Origin of the sequence: Streptomyces sp. NBC_00287 (genome assembly GCF_036173105.1) — a bacterium.
GTDB lineage: Bacteria > Actinomycetota > Actinomycetes > Streptomycetales > Streptomycetaceae > Streptomyces.
On sequence record NZ_CP108053.1, the window covers coordinates 3,803,663 to 3,822,836 of the forward strand.

At 66.8% G+C, this 19,174-nt stretch carries 11 protein-coding genes and 1 pseudogene; 2 read left to right on the forward strand and 10 right to left on the reverse strand.

Annotation, left to right across the window (positions count from 1 at the left end):
* The first annotated feature begins 97 nt into the window (after nt 1-97).
* Nucleotides 98-529, forward strand: a complete 432-nt coding sequence (locus tag OHT76_RS17330; RefSeq protein WP_328871740.1) for a hypothetical protein — start codon at nt 98-100, stop codon at nt 527-529.
* On the opposite strand, the gene OHT76_RS17335 is transcribed toward OHT76_RS17330, so the two are convergent.
* From OHT76_RS17335 to OHT76_RS17380, 10 genes and pseudogenes are all read right to left on the reverse strand, one after another.
* Entirely contained in the window at nt 512-1,102 is a 591-nt protein-coding gene (locus OHT76_RS17335; protein WP_328871741.1) for a hypothetical protein, read from the reverse strand. The genes OHT76_RS17330 and OHT76_RS17335 overlap by 18 nt on opposite strands.
* Nucleotides 1,103-1,110: 8 nt before the next feature.
* Nucleotides 1,111-2,502, reverse strand: a complete 1,392-nt coding sequence (locus OHT76_RS17340; RefSeq protein WP_328871742.1) for a WXG100 family type VII secretion target — start codon at nt 2,500-2,502, stop codon at nt 1,111-1,113.
* Nucleotides 2,499-2,801, reverse strand: a complete 303-nt coding sequence (locus tag OHT76_RS17345; RefSeq protein ID WP_328871743.1) for a hypothetical protein — start codon at nt 2,799-2,801, stop codon at nt 2,499-2,501. The genes OHT76_RS17340 and OHT76_RS17345 overlap by 4 nt, the downstream gene beginning before the upstream one ends.
* Nucleotides 2,798-3,388, reverse strand: coding sequence for a hypothetical protein (locus tag OHT76_RS17350; RefSeq protein WP_328871744.1), 591 nt, complete (start codon nt 3,386-3,388; stop codon nt 2,798-2,800). The genes OHT76_RS17345 and OHT76_RS17350 overlap by 4 nt, the downstream gene beginning before the upstream one ends.
* An 87-nt stretch (nt 3,389-3,475) precedes the next feature.
* Complete coding sequence (locus tag OHT76_RS17355) at nt 3,476-4,204, reverse strand: class I SAM-dependent methyltransferase (RefSeq protein ID WP_328871745.1); 729 nt, start codon at nt 4,202-4,204, stop codon at nt 3,476-3,478.
* A gap of 79 nt (nt 4,205-4,283) precedes the next feature.
* Entirely contained in the window at nt 4,284-4,688 is a 405-nt protein-coding gene (locus OHT76_RS17360) for a type II toxin-antitoxin system VapC family toxin (protein ID WP_328871746.1), read from the reverse strand.
* Nucleotides 4,689-4,694: 6 nt separating this feature from the next.
* On the reverse strand, nt 4,695-4,892 hold the full coding sequence (locus OHT76_RS17365) for a hypothetical protein (RefSeq protein ID WP_328871747.1): 198 nt from the start codon (nt 4,890-4,892) through the stop codon (nt 4,695-4,697).
* Nucleotides 4,893-5,885: 993 nt separating this feature from the next.
* Nucleotides 5,886-7,087 (reverse strand): annotated as a pseudogene (locus tag OHT76_RS17370) (ISAzo13 family transposase); the annotation flags it as partial.
* Between the two features lie 76 nt (nt 7,088-7,163).
* Nucleotides 7,164-8,021, reverse strand: coding sequence for a hypothetical protein (locus OHT76_RS17375; RefSeq protein ID WP_328871748.1), 858 nt, complete (start codon nt 8,019-8,021; stop codon nt 7,164-7,166).
* Nucleotides 8,018-15,166 carry a polymorphic toxin-type HINT domain-containing protein gene (locus OHT76_RS17380; RefSeq protein WP_443049798.1) on the reverse strand — a complete coding sequence of 2,383 codons (7,149 nt, stop codon included), beginning with the start codon at nt 15,164-15,166 and terminating at the stop codon, nt 8,018-8,020. The genes OHT76_RS17375 and OHT76_RS17380 overlap by 4 nt, the downstream gene beginning before the upstream one ends.
* Before the next feature lie 457 nt (nt 15,167-15,623).
* Here OHT76_RS17380 and OHT76_RS17385 point away from each other — a divergent pair, with 457 nt between their 5' ends.
* Entirely contained in the window at nt 15,624-19,112 is a 3,489-nt protein-coding gene (locus OHT76_RS17385) for a DNRLRE domain-containing protein (RefSeq protein WP_328871749.1), read from the forward strand.
* The last annotated feature ends 62 nt before the right edge of the window (nt 19,113-19,174 follow it).

Genomic DNA, 19,174 nt, shown 5'->3' on the forward strand with positions numbered 1-19,174 from the left:
AACGGGAGAGTCCATGTCCGCCGATTCGAGGGCCGAGCGGCCGGAGGCGCAGCGCGCTCAGAGGTCGTTTGCCGGAAATGTTCTCTTCGCTGTGGCCGTGATCGTCGTGTTCGCGACGATGGTGCTCGGGGCGTTCGCGGCCGGGGCGCTGTTGCTGTCGCCGTTGTCCGCCGTGGTGCCGGAGGACGGGGAGCATGCCCTGGGGGTCGGGTGCATCGGGCTCGGTGGTATCACCGGGCTGGTGGTGCCGCTGGTTCTGTTCGGCATGGTGCGGGGCAGCGAGGACACGCCACGGGTGGGGCCCGGTGACGCCGCGCGCAAGATCCTTGCCGTCCTGGTGTTCGCCGTATACCTGCTGCTCGTGGCCGTCGTCGTCGCCCAGCTCGGCTATGTCCTCCCCCGGGACATCACCACGACCATCGCCGTCTTCGCCGTCGGCTTCAGCTGGATGCCGCTCGCGATGGTGCCTTGGGAGAAGCTCGGCCTGGGTGGCATCGTGCCGAAGCCCAAGTCACGCAAGTCGGACTGAGTCCGCCAACTCGTCGGCCACCTTGGAGAGTTCCTCGCCGAGGCCGAGCGACGTCCACAGCAGCCGGCACTCCAGGGCCGTGGCGTGCCGGGTGGGCAGTACGTAGTGGGCGACGCCCTCGACGATCACGCCTCGGTCGGATTCCGGTGCCGTCGGCTCCTGCCGGTGGATCCGGAGCGCCGGGCCCAGCGGGACTTCGACCTCCGAGACGCCCCGAACCCCGCCGAAGTACGGCCCTTCCGCCCGCGCCGCCTCCGCGCGAAATGCCGCCAGGGTCAGCGACTCCGGCGGGACCCTCAGCTCGCGAACCGTGTAGCTGGCAATGATCGCGTCGTTGCGCGGGGCCAACACCGCCGCGCACAGCGCTCCCTGTCGTACGGCGGCGCCCCAGTACCAGAGCAGGTCCTCGGCGAAGGCCGTACGCAACCCTTCGTCGGCCTCGTCGCCCAGGTGCTGTTCGGCAAGGGCGAGCGCCCAGGGCTCGGGATCGTCGACCCGTAGGTCCAGCACCAGCCAGTTGTGCGCGGCGGGGAGGTCGACCCGGCACTCCCGCCAGTCCGTCGGGGACGTCATGTCGGTGCTCACACTCCAGCCAGCGACGCGTCGGAGCCGGTGACATCGATCTCGGGGTCGCCGCCGAACAGCCCGATGAAGCTCTTGGTGTCGGAGCCGGCGCCCGTGCCGGTGCCGGCGAGGCCCAGGGAGTTGTAGGCGATGGCCTGCTTGAAGGCGTCCGGCGTACCGATGAAGCTCAGGTCGGCGGGGTCGATGTTCTTGATGCGGGTGAGCTCGTCGACCATGCCCGGACCCGCGTACATGCTGGCGAGGCCGCGCGCGCCGGCGGCGTTGTAGGCGTCGCGGGCGGCGGAGAAGTTGTCGCCGACCTTGAAGAGGTCGCGCCAGTTGGTGCGGATGGTGCCGAGGTCGTCGACGAAGGACGTGGGCAGGCCCCGGAAGGCCGCCGCGAGCGATACGTCGGGCAGTGCGGCGCCGGGGCGGGCGCCGGCCCGGGCGCCGACCATGGACTCGACGAGTGCGCGGCGCGCGGCCGAGGTCATGTTCGGGTTCCAGCCACGGACGTACTGCGTGGCCGCCGTCCAGACCCTGCTGCGGCCGACGGTGGCGGCCATCTTGGCGCCCGCGGAGAAGACGCGGCCGATACCGAAGGTGGCGAGGCCGAGGACGTCCATCGCGACATCGCCCCAGGAGCCGTCGCCGTTGATGGCGAGCAGCACATGGCAGACGAGGGAGATCGCCGTGGCGATGAGGGCGATGGTGCCCAGCACACCGGCGAGGGCCTGCCCGATGATGGGAATCCACCCGACGCACAGGGCGAGCAGCCCGCACACGGCCGCGATCGCCCCCGCGATATCGCTGACGATCTTCAACGTGTCCCGTAGATCGTCCAGCCAGGAGTCGTTGAGCCCGTCGCCCTCGGTCGTGTCGTGGATCTTCTTGGCGGCCTTGTCGCCCGCCTCCTTGTGACGGGTCTTCAGCCCGGAGAGCTGTTCGCGCAGGCCGTCGAGGTCGTCCTGGAGGTCGGAGGCCTTCTTGTCGAGCTTGTCCTGCGCGGCGTCGTCGGTGCCCTTGGGCGGGTTCGCCGCACTGGACTTGGCCGTGGACAGGTCGCCGGCCTTGGTCTCCGCCTGGGTGAGGAGCTTGTCGGCCTCGCCCTGCACGGTCTCGAGCTCGGTGCAGTACTCCTTGAGCGCGGACCCGGCGTCGGCGTACCGGTCGTGGGCCTTGCTGACGGTCTTCGCGGTCTCGTTCGCCTTCTCGGCGAAGGCGCGGCCCGCCTCGGAGTCCCAGCTCTCCAGATTCCCGATCCGGCGCAGCGCGGCGGCGGTGTCGGTGATGGTCTTCGCCGTCGCCGCGAACCGCCGCGAGAGCGCCTTCATGTCGTGGACGTCACCGGGTACCGGGTCACCGCTCTCCCCCAGCACCTCCCACCGGTGGTCTGCGGGCCGGGTCACTTCTTCTTCCCCTTGCCGACGAGGGCGTCGTAGAGCGCCGTATCGAGCTCGGTGTACGCCTTGCCCGCCTCGTGGGCGAGCGTGCCGAGGCCCTTGATCTCCTCGATCATCTTCTTGCGGTTGTCGTCCCAGCCGTCGGAGAACTCCTGCAGCCGCTCGTGCAGCAACTGGTGTCCGACGGTACGGCGGTCGTAGGCGTCCATGAGCTTGTCGAGCCCCTCGAGCTCGGTCGCCACGGTCCGCAGGCCGGTACCGGCGGTGCGCAGGTCGTCGGTGGAGACCTTGAGCTTCTTGCTCACGCCTGTATCTCCTCTGGTTGATGCCAACGCAGGGTTCCGGCCACGGCGTCGAACAGCCCCACCAAGGCGTCGGCGATGGGTTCCAGTGGCGTGCTGAACGTAAGGAGCAGCACCTCGTCCCGATCCGGAACCGGCACGAAGTACTCCACGATCGTGTCCTCGAACTCGGTTCCCAGCTTCCGCGACTGCTTGGGCCGCGCGCGCCGGAGCAGCCGCGCGGCGGGCCCGGCGGCGGGAAGCTTGACGGGCTCGACCTCACCGGACCCGGCGAGCGCGACAACGGCGTCGAGACTGTCGAACTTCTCGAAGATCCGACAGACGAGCAGAGAGGCGGAGAGCGGAATCCCCCCGGCTTCGAGGAAGGACAGGTACAGCACCACCCCACCCTGCTCAACCCCCGCCTCGGCGGCCCCTAGAAGCTGCTCCTCCGCCTTCCGCCGCAACACGGGCTGATCATCCACACCGGCGAACTGCCGCTTGATGAGCGCAGCAACGGACGCCTCCCGCCGCTCCTGCGGCTGCAGCGGAATCCGATACCAGTCCTCGGGCGTGACCAACCCGAAAACGGGCGCCCGCGTGTCGGTCATGGAGGGCTCCTGGTGGCGCGAATGTGACGGTGGGAGGCGGGGCTACGGTAGCGGGTGCCGGGGTGGCCTGGAAGCGGACCCCGCACCTCAGCCTTGGATGACAGAGCTCATGTACCGGGCGAGCGGGTACGCGGTTGGGCCGATGGGCCCGGCCCCTCTGCCGTCGGTCATGTCGAGGATCTCGAAGCCGGCATCGTTCGCACAGCGCTCCAGCTCACGAGGGAACAGAACCCGCCTGCGGATCTCGTCCCGAGCCTCGTCGCCCGAGGGCAACACCCAGTGCCGGTGCATGGTGTTGATCTGGGTCCGCAGGTCCCACTCGTGCCGGATGGTGACCGTCGCCGGACCCCGAGGGGTGTCAACGGTGGCGGTGTTCGGCTCGCTCCGGGTGATAGGGGCGACGGGGGAGCACAACACGAGCGGCGCGTCCGGCCGGGCGTGGGCCGCGAAGGTGGCGAAGACCTGACTGATCTCGTTGTTGTCGTGCACGTAGGCGAGGCTGTTGCCGATACAGGTCACCACGTCCATGCGCTTGCCGAGTCGTACGGTGCGCATGTCCCCGATGCGTACATCCAGCCCCGGCCGGGCCTGGTGAGCGTAATCGACCATGCCGGGTTGGAGATCCACGCCGATGCACTCGAAGCACTTGGCCAGGATCTCCAAGTCCCGACCGGTACCGCATCCGAAGTCGACCAGAGTCCGGGCGTCCGGCCGGTGCGACTCGATCAGGGCCTGGCACATCTCGGCGCCCGTGCTGTCGGACTGGAGCAGGTCGTACAGTGCCGGGTCTCGATAGAGGAGGTTTGTGGCTTCCACCTGCTCGGCTTCCGTCGGTTCGGGGACGTGCGGCGGTGTCGAGTCCAGTTGCCGTCTGCGTTGCCGTAAGACGCGACTGCTACTCGGCGCCGAGGATGCGGAGGCCGTGGTGGAGGCGGAAGTCCTCGTAGTCCTTGACGTTGAGGGTGGCGAGCGGCAGGTCGTAGGTGAGAGCGCAGGCGGCAATCCACATGTCGTTGACCGGGCGGGGTCGGCCACGCTGAATCCCGGCGGCCGAGAGCCGCCCCCAGGTGGCGGCGACGGACTCGTCGCCGGGCAGCACGGGGATGTCGGCGAGCCAGTCGGCGAGTTCCTGGCGACTGCGAGCGCCCCAGTGGCGGATCTCCATCCACTTGGTCAGTTCGCCGTGGGTCACGAAGGTGATCAGCGGCTTGCGGCCGATGAGACGAGTCGCGAGCGGCCCGGCGAGCTTGCGCTTGTGGGAAAGGGAGGCGACGTCGGTGTCGAGGATGACGGGTTGCATGCGGCCTCAGGCCACGTCTCGATGGCGCTCGGCGTACGTGAAGGCGAGGAACTCTTCCAGTTCCTCGTCCGATTCGAACGTCTCGGCCACGAGGTCGTCCAGGGAGCGGATCGGCTGGGTGTTCTTCGCCGCCAGCAGCTCCTCGACCGACAGGCGTGGCCGGGGCGGCGAGTGGCTGAAGTCTTCAGGTGTGGGCGTGCTCATGAGGACCTCCACCAGGAACGGGAAACCGGCTCCGTGGCCCAGCATACGGGTGCCTCCACCTGCTCACACCAAGGATTCGCCCCACAAGCGAGTCTCCGAACACGCGTGCAGTGAAGCCGTCGGCCGGGGCAAGCGCCAGCCATTGGCTCGCGTACGGCTGGCCTGGTCGGCGAGGTAATGGCGTATGCGGCTTGCTAGCGGCTGCGGTCGTTCCGGTGTGCTGTTCTGGGCGGCCAGGGGCCGGGGTTGTGTGACAGAGCGGCGCCGCCCCGTCCGGGCATCGAGCCTGTGCGTGTCTCCCCGGCCGCCCTTCCCATCAAGGGCGTCGCTGCCGCCGCTTCCTCGACTCGGCCAATGCGGCATCCAGCCGACGAGCATGGCGTCGAAGTGGTCGTGATCAAAGAACTTCTGGGCCGCCCCTCAGCTCCATCGACCATGACCCCGACGATCCACCGCCGCAGCCGTCGTCCGCTGACGTTGCCGTCAAACGGCACGACGCCCTCCCGAGGAGTTCGGGAGGGCCTCGTGCCGAAAGCTACGAGATTTCTGCCAGCCAATCCCAGTCACCAGGGCATTTACGGAGCTCGCCGAGTCCGTAACCAATGGCATGCTCAAAGGTGGGCGAGTCGGTTCGAATAAGCCCACGCTCACCGAGTCCAGGCCCTGACATGACAAGGGTCCAGGGCTTACCGCCCTCTGCCATTCTTTCGTGATCAACCTTGATAATCATCGTAACCCCGGAGCCACCCAAGCGCTCCATCAGCTCCTCGAGATTACTCGCCGATGCATCCATCAGTACCCCCGCAGCATCGACGCGATCTGACCAATGTCCATTGTATGCCCCTTCTTTTCAGGGTCACTGACTCTGGCGATTACGCTCCACAGCTCGTCCGACGTTGGACCGCTGGTCACTCCATTGCGAGACATGAGCTCTGAGACGACTGCGTGGGCAGTGCGTTTGTTCCCGTTGTTGTACATGTGGCCGCCCGTGTCTGCGGGGTGGAGGGTGTAGCTCCAGTCTCCGTGGAAGCGATGCCGGATGATCGGTAAAGCGGCGATGGCCTCGTCGTTGATCTGGATGCCGGTGGGGTACTGACCGCTGTCGAGTTCGGCGTGCACCGTCAGGCCGGTGCGGCTGGTTGTCGCGGCGATGGTGCGGAGCATGACTTCATGGCTGGTCAGGGGCCTGCCGCGCCAGTTCATGGTGATGTGAGAGAACAGCCGGTGCTCGATCTTGTTCCACTTCGATGTACCGGGCGGCAGGTGACACACGGTGATATCCAGGCCGGTCTCGTCGGCGAGGTCGGCCAGATGGGCCTTCCAGCCGCGGGTGCGGTAGCCGTTTGAGCCCCCGGCATCAGCGGTGATCAGTAGCCTGCAGGCGCGGGGGTAGTCGTGCCGGCCGCGGGACTGCCACCAGCGGCGGATCGAGGCGACGGCGAACGCCGCGGTGTCGTGATCGGTGCCGATGCAGACCCAACCGGTGTTCGTTGTCGTGTCGTAGATTCCGTATGGGATTGCCTTCTCGGCCTGGCTGGGGAAGTCGTGTGTCTTGACCTCCACGGGCTGCTCGGCGGGCCGCCACTCCTGACCGGCGTTCTTGTAGTTGCCGATCAGTTCCTTCTTCTTGGTGTCCACGCTGATCACCGCATCTCCGGCGTCCCGGTGATCTCGTGCCTGCTCGTTGAGGTAGCGGAACTGGGCGTCCCGGTCCGGGTGTTGGGCGCCTTCGACGGTCTTGGCGTTGGCCTGCAGGCTGAAGCCTTCCTCCCGCAGCAGACCGGCGACCGTGTCGGCGGAGACGGGATGGCCCTGGCGGGTCAGCTCTGCTGCCAGGTTCCGGGTCGACTTCGTCGTCCAGCGCAGCGGCGACATCGGATCGCCCCGCTCGTCGGGCTCGACCAACGCAAGCAGCGCGGGCCGCAGTCCCGCATCCAGCTCACTCGCCTTCTTCCGGCCTCCGCCTGTACGGCGGACTCGACCCAACGGGCCCTGGAGGACTCCAGTTCAGCCGCCCCGCGCGAGACCGTGCCCGCCCGCACTCCGGCCGCACGGGCGACGAGCCTGATTCCACCGTGTCCCAGCGACCGCGCCTCCGCCCCTATGGCCAGCCGGCGCTGACGCTCGTCCAGATGCGGCAACAACGTCTCGAACTTCGCCGCCAGGACGGCCTCGATCTCCTCCGGTCTCCCCATACCACTACAACGATCCCCGGAGCTGGAAGCCACGACTTATTTCCCGGCAAGCCCTAAGGCTCTGCTAAAGCTCAGGTTAACGCTGCTGTCTTACCAGGCCCTCCAGGCACTGCTGCAGAAATTCGCCCGTAAATGCCTGCCTGTAGGTTCCGGTCAAAATCCCAACTGCCCTCGCTTCATCGCCATCGATCAGCCTAATAGCCCCAGCGGGACTCTCGGCGGCACCAAACTCGCCAAAATCAAATCCCGGAAATACCGGATTCGGCGAGTGGTAGATTTCCGGCTCGGCCGGGAACGCGGAAAGTAGGCCCTCATCGCGCCCGACCACCTGCCATGACCCATTCACGACCTGCGTATCATCACTGTAGACGGGGAATTTGCACGCGGTCGAGCGTTCGGGCTGTACGGTCTTCAGGGAACGGAACTTCTCCCCGAAGATTCCGAGCGCCACTCCAAATCTGTTTCGTGCGACCACGATCACTGCGTACCAGGCGCCGCCAGCGGGAACAGCCAGGATGCCCCCCACCTCGGGCGGGGCAACACTTCCCGTTCCTGTAATTGAGAGACCTGAAACATCTCCACTGGACACATCTACGAGGTTTGCTGCTTCACTATTAATGAATGCCAGCAGGACGTTCGCCAGATCATTCGGAGGCACAGGGTTCCCGCCTTCCTCGCCAGACAGGCCCGCGAGGAAGTCAGTCAGGTCGGTGAAGACCGAGTCATTCATTTCGGATACTCTGGACCCTGTTGGGCCAGAGTAGACGGTTCCGTCCGCCAGAGTAGCCTCGAATTTGAGAGGGGAAGAGTAAATGGCATCCGACGGCCACTTAAAGAGCTCCAAGAATTCCTTCAACGATGGACGGCCGCCCGCAGTTTCGGAGAACTCTAGCAGAATTTCCGTCAGCTTTGCGTACGCGCGTTCCCTAATCACGGACACCCTCCATTCTTGTACCTCTCGTACGAAAGATACTGAGGCACTTTCGCTGATTCCATCGGGTTATCGCGATTCCCCCTCCACGTTGGACCTCTTCCGACGTAGGTGTTGAAGTATTCCATCATTCGCTGTTCCAGGAGACGCGCTTGACCATATGTCCTCGTACCCGGATATACGACCATATCGTCACCGTTTGCACGGTTGAACCGGTCATGGTTGTCGCCATGCCGCCTTTGAACACTCGCCGGTGTTTCGTTAGGCCCAAACCTTCCGACATAATAGACCATTTTATTTTTGTCCATCAATATGTAGTTGCTGTGGCCTGGCTCATCCATTTCGGTGAGGTCAAAGTCCACCCCGCCCGAGTTGTGAACGAGTACTGGGGTCTCGCCCGCCAGTACATAGTACGTGTGTAGGTCATCGACTGTGAGGTTGTACGTACGCGCGTGCCTGCTGAAAGCCCGGTTTCCGGTGACGATGACTGTGTCGCCTTCGTCGGTGCGCAGGGTCATGCCCGGTTCGAGTTGGCGGGCCGGAACCCAGTTGTCCTCCGAAGGTGACCAGAACGGGTGCTCGTGCGTTGCTGTGAGCTTCTCGATGCCGTCCTCGGTTGCGATGGACAGTTCGTTGAAGTGCTTGTCGTCCTCGGTGACGATGAGGTGGGTGACCTTGCGGGGGCCCGCCTCGCCGGTCTCCGGGTCGGTGGCGAGGACTTCGTCGCCAACTTCTATGTCCTCGATATCCTTTGTCTCGCCGTCGGCCATCAGGACATCGGTGCCAGCCAGGAAGCACTTGCAGGGGCTGGCACCCTTCGCCTTGCCACCGGTGACCAGCGCGGCAACAAACCCTTCGATCAGTTTGCCTCGGTCATAGGCGCGCGCGTCCTCGGCACACTCGTTGTAGTGCTCGATGCAGTAAGTCGCGGCTATGCGCTTTGCTTTCTCCGTATCATCACTACGCAGCAGGAATCTGTATGCCTTGGCGCAAGCTAGTCGACCGAAGCACGCGTTGCTCTGGCCACTGTTCTCGTAGATGGGTGTGACCCAGTAATTGCTGTCCGGGTTGTGACCGTTCGGGCTGCTCTCCGAGAAGTGGGTGATGAGGCTTTGAGTATCATTCGTGACCGGCGTCTGGCTTTCCACCCACTCCTGGTCGCCCGGTGATGAACTCCCGCCACCGCTTCCGTCAAAAACGGTCAGGAGGCCAGTCGGGTCACTCTTGCTGACCGGACTGTTATTGGCGTAGGAATACCCGTTCATCTGGAGCGGATCAGCAACGTCGATAATTGGGTCCGTCGACAGGAAACGCCCCGAACTCTGGTCGTACTCGCGAGCTCCAATGTGCGTGAGGCCCGTGGCCGCGTCGTCGATTCCGACACCCAAGTAGCTCCGCTTGTTCGGCCAGCTTGTCGGCTTCGCACCCCGGAGTTCGCCGAACGGTTTGAATGCACGGCGGGTGACGGGTTGGCCGGAGGCCAGCTCCACCGTCGTGTTCGCCGTGCCCAGGTGGTCGGCCAGAAGAACGCTGAGCTTGTGGCCCGTAGTCGAGCCGTTCGTCGTTGTGCGGGTCACCGCTGGCGCGCCGGGCTGGGCGTATGTGCGGGACGCCTTCGTGATGGTGCCCGTCGTGTTTGTCGTCAGCTCTGTTTCGCCCAGGTAGAGGGTCGAGCCGGTCGCGGACTTTTCCAGGATTCGGTTGCCGTTGGCGTCGTAGACGTATGTCGTCTTCGTGCCGGCTGCGGTGATCGAGTCCAGCTTGTTCTCGGGGCTCCACACCAAGTCCTGCGTCGTGTTGTGCAGGTCCCGGTCGGTCGTGTTGCCCGTCGCGTCGTACGTGTAGGAACTGTCCTTGCCCGACGGCGTGGACTTGATCGACGTCATTGTGTGCGGCTGGGTCACGTTCCCGGCGACCGTCTTGCCGTGCCCGTACGTGAACGTGACGTTCTTCGTCGCGTCCGCCGTGTCGGGCTCGGTCATCGTGGCGCGGTTGCCGATCCAGTCGTAGGTGAACGACTGGCGGTAGGCGGTGGCCCCCGTGGAGACGGTCGTGGAGTCCGGGGCCGCTGCCGACAGCGTTGACGTCAGCGAGGCATCGGGGGCCGTGCCGTCCGTCGACTCGTCAGGCGCGTCCGCTACCGGGCCGGAGGAGAACGCGTAATCCGAGCGGTAGCCCCACGTCGTGCCGTTCGCCGCCTTGCAGCCGGCGCCCTCCATGTTCGACGTCCACGCGTGGGTCAGCTCGCCCATGACGTCGTAGGTGAAGCACTGGGTGTCCCACTCGGCGTCCGCCAACTGGCGGGCGTTCGACGTGATCGTGCCGGACGCGTCGTAGGAGTAGTAGCTGTCCGTGATGCGGTGCGGGCCCGCCGTCTCGCGGTCTGTGACCGTGCGCTGGAGGCTGCCGGTGTTCGGGTTGACGAAGTTCGTGGTCCACACGCGGTACGGCTGTGCGCCCGACACCGTGCGCAGGGCCTCGCCGTACGGCGAGTACGTCGCGTCCGCCGTGTACCAGGTCTGGCCCGAGGTGGATTCCGGCAGGCCGTCGCTGTTGTAGCGGGTGATGACCTTCTCGCTCGCCAGGCCGCCCTTCGCGGGCAGCATGACCGACTGCGGTTGACCGGTGGGTGTGTAGGTGTAGGCGTAGGTGTATGTGCCTGACAGGCCCGTCGTCATCGAGTTCGCCGGGATGACTGTCTCGCTGCCGGTGACGTGGTACTCCGCGTCATAGCCGGTGACGCGGTTGACGTAGTCGCCGTCTGCGGTGTGCCGGGTCGAGGCGGTCGGCTTGCCGAGGCCTCCGGGCAGGTCGTCGTAGGTGTACGACTTCACCGGGCTCGCGGTCGCGGAGCCCTGGCGTACGGCCTTCACCCGGCCGAGCAGGTCGTACTCCGTGTATGTCTCCTGCTCGCGGGCGTCCTTGGTGTAGTTGGGGCGGTCGGCCTCGTCGTACGACGTCACCGTCGTACCGGTGTCGGGGTCCGTGGAGGAGGTCACCCGGCCGCGGGTGTCGTAGACGTAGGACCAGGCGTTGGCCGCGGGATCGGTGACCTTGGTGCGGTAGCCACGGGCGTCGTACTCGTACGCCGTCGTGCGGCCGGTGTCCCCACTCGTCCTGCTGTAGTGCTTGACGGAGGTGACCCGGCCGAGGGCGTCGACGTAGGTCCGGGTCTTCGGGGCCGTGGAACCCGGAGGGTCCACATCCGTGTAGATCTCGCTGTGAGTGGCGAAGGAGCCGTACTTGTAGTTGCCGCCGTGGTAGACCATGGCGCGGTATTCGCGCTCCAGGCCGTCGTAGCGGAACTTGGTGGAACTCGGTATCAGGGACAGGGATCTGGGTGCGAAGAGGTCGGTGGCCGGTTCGCCCTTGGCCAGGTAGCCGGCGGTCTTCTCGCGGACCAGGCCATGGTCGTTGTACTTCGTGTCCACGATGATCCGGCCGGGGCCGTGGGCCTCGGTCTGGGTCTGGACCTCGCGTTGCAGGCCGTCGTAGAGGGTCACCGTCTGGGCGTAGGTGCCGTCGTCCTTGAGTGTCTGGAGTGTCACCGAGGCGGGGCGGTTGACCTTGGGGGTAGCCACTGCCGCCTGGTAGGAGATCTGCACGTTCGGCGACTGGCCGGCGGCTGAGCGGGACGGCGACCAGCCCTTCACCAGGCGGCCGAGGGCGTCGTATTCGTTGCGCGTGACCCGCCCGTTGGGGTCGGTCACGGTCAGCGGCAGGCTGCGGCCGGGGTCGAACGTCGTCTTGGTGATGTGGCCCTTGGCGTTGAGCGACTTCACCTCGGTGAGCGGACCGCCTGCGTCACCGGGGGTGTACTGCGTTTCGGTCGTGCCTTGCCCGGAGGCCGTGACGGTGCGCACCCGGCCCAACGGGTCGTAGCTGGTGCCGATGACGTGGGAGTGCGCCGTGCCGGTGCCGTTGATCTCGGCTCGCGACGTGACCAGTCCCTTGGTCGGGGTGGCGCCGTAGGTCAGGTTGTCGTAGGTGTTCCGCACCGACGACTTGAGCTGGGTGGCCGGGTCAGCGGCGGCCTGGGCGGCGCAGCTGGTGGCGGTGACGCGCTCTTCCTTGGGCAGACCGATCAGCCAGTCGGTGGTGTTGTGCAGGTACGACGTGGTGGTGCAGGTCCGGTCGGAGAAGGTCTCGGCGGTGCCGTTGATCCTGACCACGGCCGACTCCACCTGGAGGGGCAGGCCGTAGGTGTCGTCCACCGTTGTGGTGGTGCGAACGCCGCGCCAGTCGGCACCGAGCGCCTGCAAGTCGTCCGTCCGCTTGACGCCGACGCGATGGGCGAGCAGCGGCTCGCCAGCCGTTCCGTCCTCGTTCTCCCGGGCGCGGGAAGCAGTCTGCTTGGAGTAGGGGAAGGTCAGTTGCCGCTTGCGGATCTTGCCGTCGGAGTCGACATAGGTGGTGGTCTCCGCGGTCATGCCCGCGAACTGCGGCGCATCGTCGGCGACGAGTGTGTAGGCGCTCTTGGAGTCCTTGACTTCGCCGCCGACGCCCTGGAAGTAGCGCGTGACGGTGTAGGACTGGCCGTTCAGCACGCTCGTCGTGGAGGTGGTCTTGGCGCCCTTACGGACGGAGACCTGCCGGTAGCCCCGCCAGTCGCTGTAGGTGCGCAGGGCGGGGCGGGTGAACTCGTCGTCGCTCTTGGCCCAGGCCGTGCCCTCGTACTCGTACATGTTGGTGACAGGAACACCGTGCGAGGTGACCTTGTCGGTCTCGGTCACGGACGCCACGACGTACTTGTTGAACCAGGCCTTCTTGGGCGTTCTGTCATCCCCGTCGGGCGACCAGCGGACCGGGTAGCAAGTGCCATTGTTCTTGCCCTTGTCCTCCGCCGGCTCGGCCGCGCAGCCGCCGGTGTACTCGACCTCGATGTCGCCGCCGTACTCGGTGGAGACGGTGCCAATGCGGGGGCGCGTGAAGCCGGGGCGCTGATCGGTCTTGCTCCTGGGGACGAGGCTGGGCAGTTGCCGGTCCTTCAGCCGGTCGCGCAGTGGTGAGGTGGAACCCACGGTGTACGCGGAGAAGCTGACGCCGTACTCGGACTGGAGGGTGCCTGTGGTGTCGCCGGGGGCGTAGCCGGTGCGGGTGATGGAGTTCAGCCACAGGCCGGGCGAGGTGTCGTACCAGTCCTCGGGGAAGGACTGGTGCAGCGTGTACTTGTCGACCGGGCCCAGAGCGGTCTGTCCGGCGCGCGCGGCCTTGGTGGTGACCGAGTCCAGGCGCAGCTGGGTCCAGAAGGACGGGAACGCCGGGCAGAGCTTGGAAGTGGACTTGCAGTTGAGGTTGCCCGGGGTGTCCCACCAGGGGCGGTAGGCGCCCGGGTCGTCGGTCTTGGCGAAGTTCGCTGCGTCGCACGCCGTGTCCGACTTCAGGCAGCGCTGCTTGACGTTGAACTCGATCGTCGCGGACGGCTTGGTCAGCGCGCTCGGGCGCATCCCGTACTCGATCGACAGCGGATAGGCGTGACGACCGTACTGCTCGGGCGACTTGAACTTCTTGCGCGGGGCGTAGTAGTTCGTCTCCTGCTTCCAGCTGACGATCATCGTGTTGCCGTGGACATCGACCACCTTGTCCAGGCCCCAGCGCCAGGCCTGCTGCTTACCCGCTCCGCAGCGTGAGTCGGCGAAGGCGGTGGCGTGGCACGGCTCCCCCGGGTGGTTGCCGAAGACCGGCACCGTGGAGACGGAGTTGGTGTCGGCGTGGCCGCCGCCCACCTGGTGCTGCCCGAAGTAGTAGCTCGTGCCGTCCCTGCCGGTGACGACCCAGTACTCGCCGTTGTTGTCGTCGTTGACGGCGCCCACCCGGTGCTCGACACGAGTGCCGTCGTCGCTCTGGGGACGGTAGACCTCGGTCGCGGTCTCGGGGTTGGCGCCGGCGGTGGACTCGCGGACGAGTTCGGTGGTCTTGCCGTTGAGGGACATCACCGCGTTGGGCGACACCCAGCACAGGTCGGACGTCTTGTCCTTCGTCGCCGTGTTGTTGGGCGTACCGGAGTCGAGTGCCTTGCGGTCGTCCTTGCAGGTCCGGTAGCGGCGCTCGATGAAGCCGACGTCGTAGCTCCAGCCCTCGCCGATCCAGGAGGCCTGGGGCGAGGAGACGGCGGTACGGCCGTCCACCGTCTGCGAGTTGTACTCGAAGGAGATCTTGGGCGCGGGGCCGGCGGGCGGCGCCGGCACGGTCAGCGGGTACGACCAGGTGAAGGCGCCCGAAGATCCTCCCGCCGCCCACTTGCCGTTGGACGCGAGCGAGGTCGCCTTGAAACTGCCGCTGCCGACACCGGAATCCAGGGCGCCGACGACAGCGGTGTCGCCGGTGGCTGCGGGTATCGCGGATGTCGAGGTGCGGTAGGCGGCCTGGGCAACACCGGCTCCGGTCGTGGAGTCCGACGGGGCGGAAGCCGGGGTCACCGTACCGTCGGCGGCGGGGTCGACCGTGGCGGTGACGGACTTCGACGCCGGGTCGTTGTCGGTCTCCAGCTCCTCGTACGTCTGACACGCCTCGTCGTCCGGCGTGGTCAGGTAGCACTCCGGGAACTGCACGAAGGTCAGCCGGGAGGCCCAGTCGGCGCCGTACAGGCTCTCGAACTTGGCGTAGTCGAGCTTGACGGAGACCGGCACCGCACCCGTGTCGGGGGCCCGGACCACCATCAGGGCGCCGTCGATGCCCTGGCTGACCGCGGCGGTCCGGTCCGGGATGGTCACCTGCCAAGTGCCCGTGGGCGTCGGCTGGTCGGGGGCCTGGCCGAGGCTTACGGGCAGGGTTCCTACGGGGCTGAGCGCCGCCTGCTGGGCAGCGGTCCTTGTGGAGGCGGGCGTCGTCGTCGAGCCGAAGGTGACCGAGCCGCTCACGTTCGAGGGCGGCGTCACCGTGCCGGCTGTCGGTGCGACCTGCTCTTTGGGGATCTGCCCCTTCAGCGTCTCCAGATGGCGGCTGGGGATCCTCAGGCCGGGCACCGGCAGATCCCGCTTCAGCGCCTCAAGAGTCAACGACTCCCGTCCGGTCTCCTCCTTCGCCGGATCCGGGGGCAGCGCGAGCGACTGGGCGGGCAGCAACCCCACCAGCAGCGCGGCCGCGGTAACCGGCACGGCGATGCGTGCGCGGCGCGGCTTGCGGGCGTACGGAAGTCGACCGAACACGGCGAGATCCCCCCGGACCACTTGAGGCGGGACCGGCGACGGACCACGCGTGATGACGTATCAGACCATGAAGATTCTGTGATCACCTTGTGACGGAACGCTAGAGGTAAAGAGGGGATGTGATGATCGACATGGCCCGTAACGGCTGGTAACTGGGCGTGGCGTATGGAAATCCACCACATGACGGGAAAGCGCTTCGCAACCGTCCTGGTCGCGCCATTGTCGCTATTCAGGACGCGTGGGCATCTATCCCTCCTGCAGGCATCATGATTCACACCGGATTGCGAAGCTTTTCGAGATTGGCCATGAGGCAAGTCGCCCCCGGTGGCCACCCGGCCGGGAGGGCGTCGTCACCTCTCACGCCTCACACACAACTTGGCCACAGGGTGACGACAGGTCCCCCATGAGTCATCATCGGCTGGCCCGAGGGGGAACGAGGGGGAAGGGGATCCGCCCGATGACGCGTAACTGGCGCCGTGTGCCCAGCCGTCGGGGCGTCGCGGCCGTGCTCGCCACCGCGCTCGCCGTGACCGGTGTCGTCTACGCCGGAGTCGGCCTGGACAGCGATGACCGGCCGGACAGCAGCGGCCATGACCGGCGTGCGACTAAGCCGCTGACCGAGGCCGCCGCTGTGACTCAGGCGGTGCGAAGCGGCAGGAACGTCGAGGTGACCGCTGCCCGCACAGCCCGCTCCACGACCTGGGCGCGCCCCGACGGCGGCATGGTGAAGGAGCTGTACGCCTCCCCGATCCGCGCCAAGGTGGGCGGTGAGTGGAAGCGGATCGACCCAACTCTGCGCCGCACCAAGGATGGTTGGGAGCCGAAGGCCACCAACACCCGCATGGTGTTCTCCAACGGATCCGAGGGATCCGGCGGCCGAGAGGACCAACGCGCCTCTCGTACGTCGGTGCAGCGCGTCCCCCTCGTCAAGCAGGCCGCCGCGGCGGACACCGGCACCCCGCTGGTCACGCTGTACGTCGGCGGCGGAGCGCACGCGATCCAGCTCACCTGGCCCGGCCCCGTCCCGACCCCGGTCATCGACGGCAACCGCGCGCTGTACCCGGAGATCTTTCCCGGCGGCGACCTGGTACTCACGGCCGACGACGACGGCTTCGGCCAACTGGTCGTGCTCAAGAACCGCGCGGCCGCCTCCGATCCGCATGTGCAGCAGCTGGTCTACGGCCTCAACTCGGCCACGCTGACGTTCCGGCTGGACCCGCTCTCCGGCATCGTCAGCGCGCTGGACGCCAACGGCGACGAGGTGGCGGTGTCACCGACTCCGCTGATGTGGGACAACAGCGGAGCGCCCGCTGTCACCAACGGCACCGTGGGGGCGACCGCTCAGCCGACCGAGCCCGAGGCGCCCGACACCGGCAGCCCCTCGCCCACGGACAGCACCGAACCCAGCCCCACCGAGGAAGAACCGCCCGTCGAGTCGGACGAGCAGAGCGACACCGACGTAGAGGACCTGCCCACCGCGAGTGACGGCCCCGAGCCCACGGGTTCGGATTCGCCCCTGCCCTCCGCGCCGCCCGAGCCGACTCCGGCGCCCTCGCAGACCGGCGCGGCCTCGACGCTCGGCCTGGCCTCCCTCAACGGGCCCTCCCCCGACTCGCGGGGCGACCTCGTCGAGGCCGAGCTGGGTGTGGGGCAGTGGACGCTCACCCCCGACCAGGACTTCCTGGCCGATCCGGCGACCACGTACCCGGTCTTCATCGACCCGGCGTTCACCAAGCACACCCAGGACTGGACCACGGCCTACAACCGGCACCCCAACGCCACCTTCTACAACGGCATGGACTTCAACGCGGGCGGCACGCACGAGGCCCGCGTCGGTTTCGAGTCGGACACCTGGGGCACCTCCCGGTCCTTCTTCAACATCACCTTCGACCCGGATCTCAAGGGCACGAAGATCACCAAGGCCAAGCTGACCGTGCTGGAACGGTACGCCTGGTCCTGCAGTCCGCGCAGCGTCAGCGTGCATCGCACCGGGCCGATCACCTCCCACACCAACTGGAAGAACGCGCCCAAGCTCCACGACGGCAACAAGCTGGCCACCAAGAGCTTCGCCCACGGCTACAAGTCCAGCTGCGGGGACGACTACGAGACGTTCGACGTAAGGAAGGGCGCCCAGGAAGCGGCGGACGACGGCGACGACACCATCACCTTCGGTATGCGGGCCCGTGACGAGAACGCCCAGTACGCCTGGAAGAAATTCCAGGCCAACGGCGACTTCGGGCCCACCCTGCGACTGGAGTACAACCGCAAGCCCGCCATCGTCTCCAACTCCCTGGACCTCGGTCCGGACGGCAAGTGCACCACCACGAAGCCGTACGTCCGTATGGGCTCGGGCGATCTCACCTTCACCGCCAAGGCCACGGACAAGGACAAGAACCTCGACTTCTTCGACTTCGATCTGTGGGAGCTGGGCCAGTGGAAGACCACGGGTGACCTGCTCGGGTCGACCGGCAAGAAGACCGTGGCAAACGGCACCGGCGAAGCACTGGTGATCACTTCGGGATTCGCCACCAGCAAGCTCAAGAGCGGCGCCACGTACTCGTGGCGGGTCCGGGCCGTCGACGACGCGGAGAGCTCTTCGGGCTACTACCCGAAGAAGGCCCCGTGCCGGTTCGTCCTGGACACCACCGCACCCAGGCCTCCCAAGGTCACCTCCACCGACTACCCGAACGCCGACGCGAGCGAGAACGGCTTCGGCAGCGGCGCCGAGGACGCGACCTGGAGCGTCAAGAAGTTCGGCTCACCGGGCTCCTTCACATTCCGCGCCGTCAACACGGACGTCAAGCGCTACGACTACAGCTTCAACTCGCCCTCCTACACGGGCTCCGTCAGCCGGGTGCCCGGAAGCGCCACCTCGGTCACGGCCACCATCAACGACGCCAAACCGCCGAGCGCCGGCCCCAACGTGCTGTACGTGCGGGCCGTCGACAGCGCCGACAACGCCTCGGAGCCGACGAAGTACCTCTTCTACGTCACCCCTCGCGACCAGGCCGACACCCCGGGCGACTTCACCGGCGACAAGCTCCCGGACCTCATGGTCGTCACCGAAGCCGGAAACCTCGCCCTCTACCCGTCCCAGCAGGACACCGAGTCGGGCAAGGGCACCGGCGACCTGGACTTCTCCATGCCCGGTGCCTACCGGGCCAATCCGAACAAGGACCCGGCCGGCGACGACCTTCCGCCCTACGTCGCAGCGTCGAGCGGCCACTTCAAGGGCGCCCTCATCACGCACAACGGCGACATCACCGGCGGTGACGGACTCCAGGACCTCGTCGTGCGCGTCGGCGGCAAGCTGTGGGTCTATCCCGGGGACGGCTACGGCGCGGTCAACAGCGACAAGCGCCAGGAAATCCTCCTGCCCGACAACGCCCCCAGTCCCGCGAACTTCACCCAGATCGTGGCGGCCGGCGACATCACCGGTGACGGCCGCACCGACTTCCTCGCGACCGTCGACAACGGCACCGACGACGACCTGTGGGCCTTCACCGGCTATCACGGCGCCACGGTCGACCAGGCGATCCGCCTGCTCGCCTCGGGCTGGAAGGACCGGGACATCGTCACCGTCCAGGATGTCTCCGGTGACGGCATCGCCGACCTCGTCTTCCGTACCGATGTCTCCGGCAGGCTGCTGCTGCGCAAGGGAATCGCGGCGTCGAGCGGTGGGGTCGACCCCAACTCGCTGGGCACTGCCGCCAGTTCATCCGGCGGCGCGGACCACGAGTACGCCGCGTCCGGCTGGACCCGCACTGCCGTGCCCATGCTTGTCGGTATCCCGGACACCAACGGGGATTCGATTCCCGACATCTGGGCCATTCGGTCCGACGGCTCCGTGGGTTTCTACGCCGGCGGCAGAACCGGGCTCACCGGGAACCCGGTTCAGGTCTACGGCGCCCACGACTTCTGGCTGACGCGTATCGCGATCGGATGAGGTCAAGGGGTGGGGCCCGTCTCCGCAGGGAGGCGGGCCCCAGACCCGTCACGCCCGGAGCC

Coding starts and splice junctions, on each gene's coding strand:
- OHT76_RS17360 (WP_328871746.1), bottom strand. CDS start 4,688: ATGCAACCCGTCATCCTCGACACCGACGTCGCCTCCCTTTCCCACAAG.
- OHT76_RS17350 (WP_328871744.1), bottom strand. CDS start 3,388: ATGACCGACACGCGGGCGCCCGTTTTCGGGTTGGTCACGCCCGAGGAC.
- OHT76_RS17335 (WP_328871741.1), bottom strand. CDS start 1,102: ATGACGTCCCCGACGGACTGGCGGGAGTGCCGGGTCGACCTCCCCGCC.
- OHT76_RS17385 (WP_328871749.1), top strand. CDS start 15,624: ATGACGCGTAACTGGCGCCGTGTGCCCAGCCGTCGGGGCGTCGCGGCC.
- OHT76_RS17365 (WP_328871747.1), bottom strand. CDS start 4,892: ATGAGCACGCCCACACCTGAAGACTTCAGCCACTCGCCGCCCCGGCCA.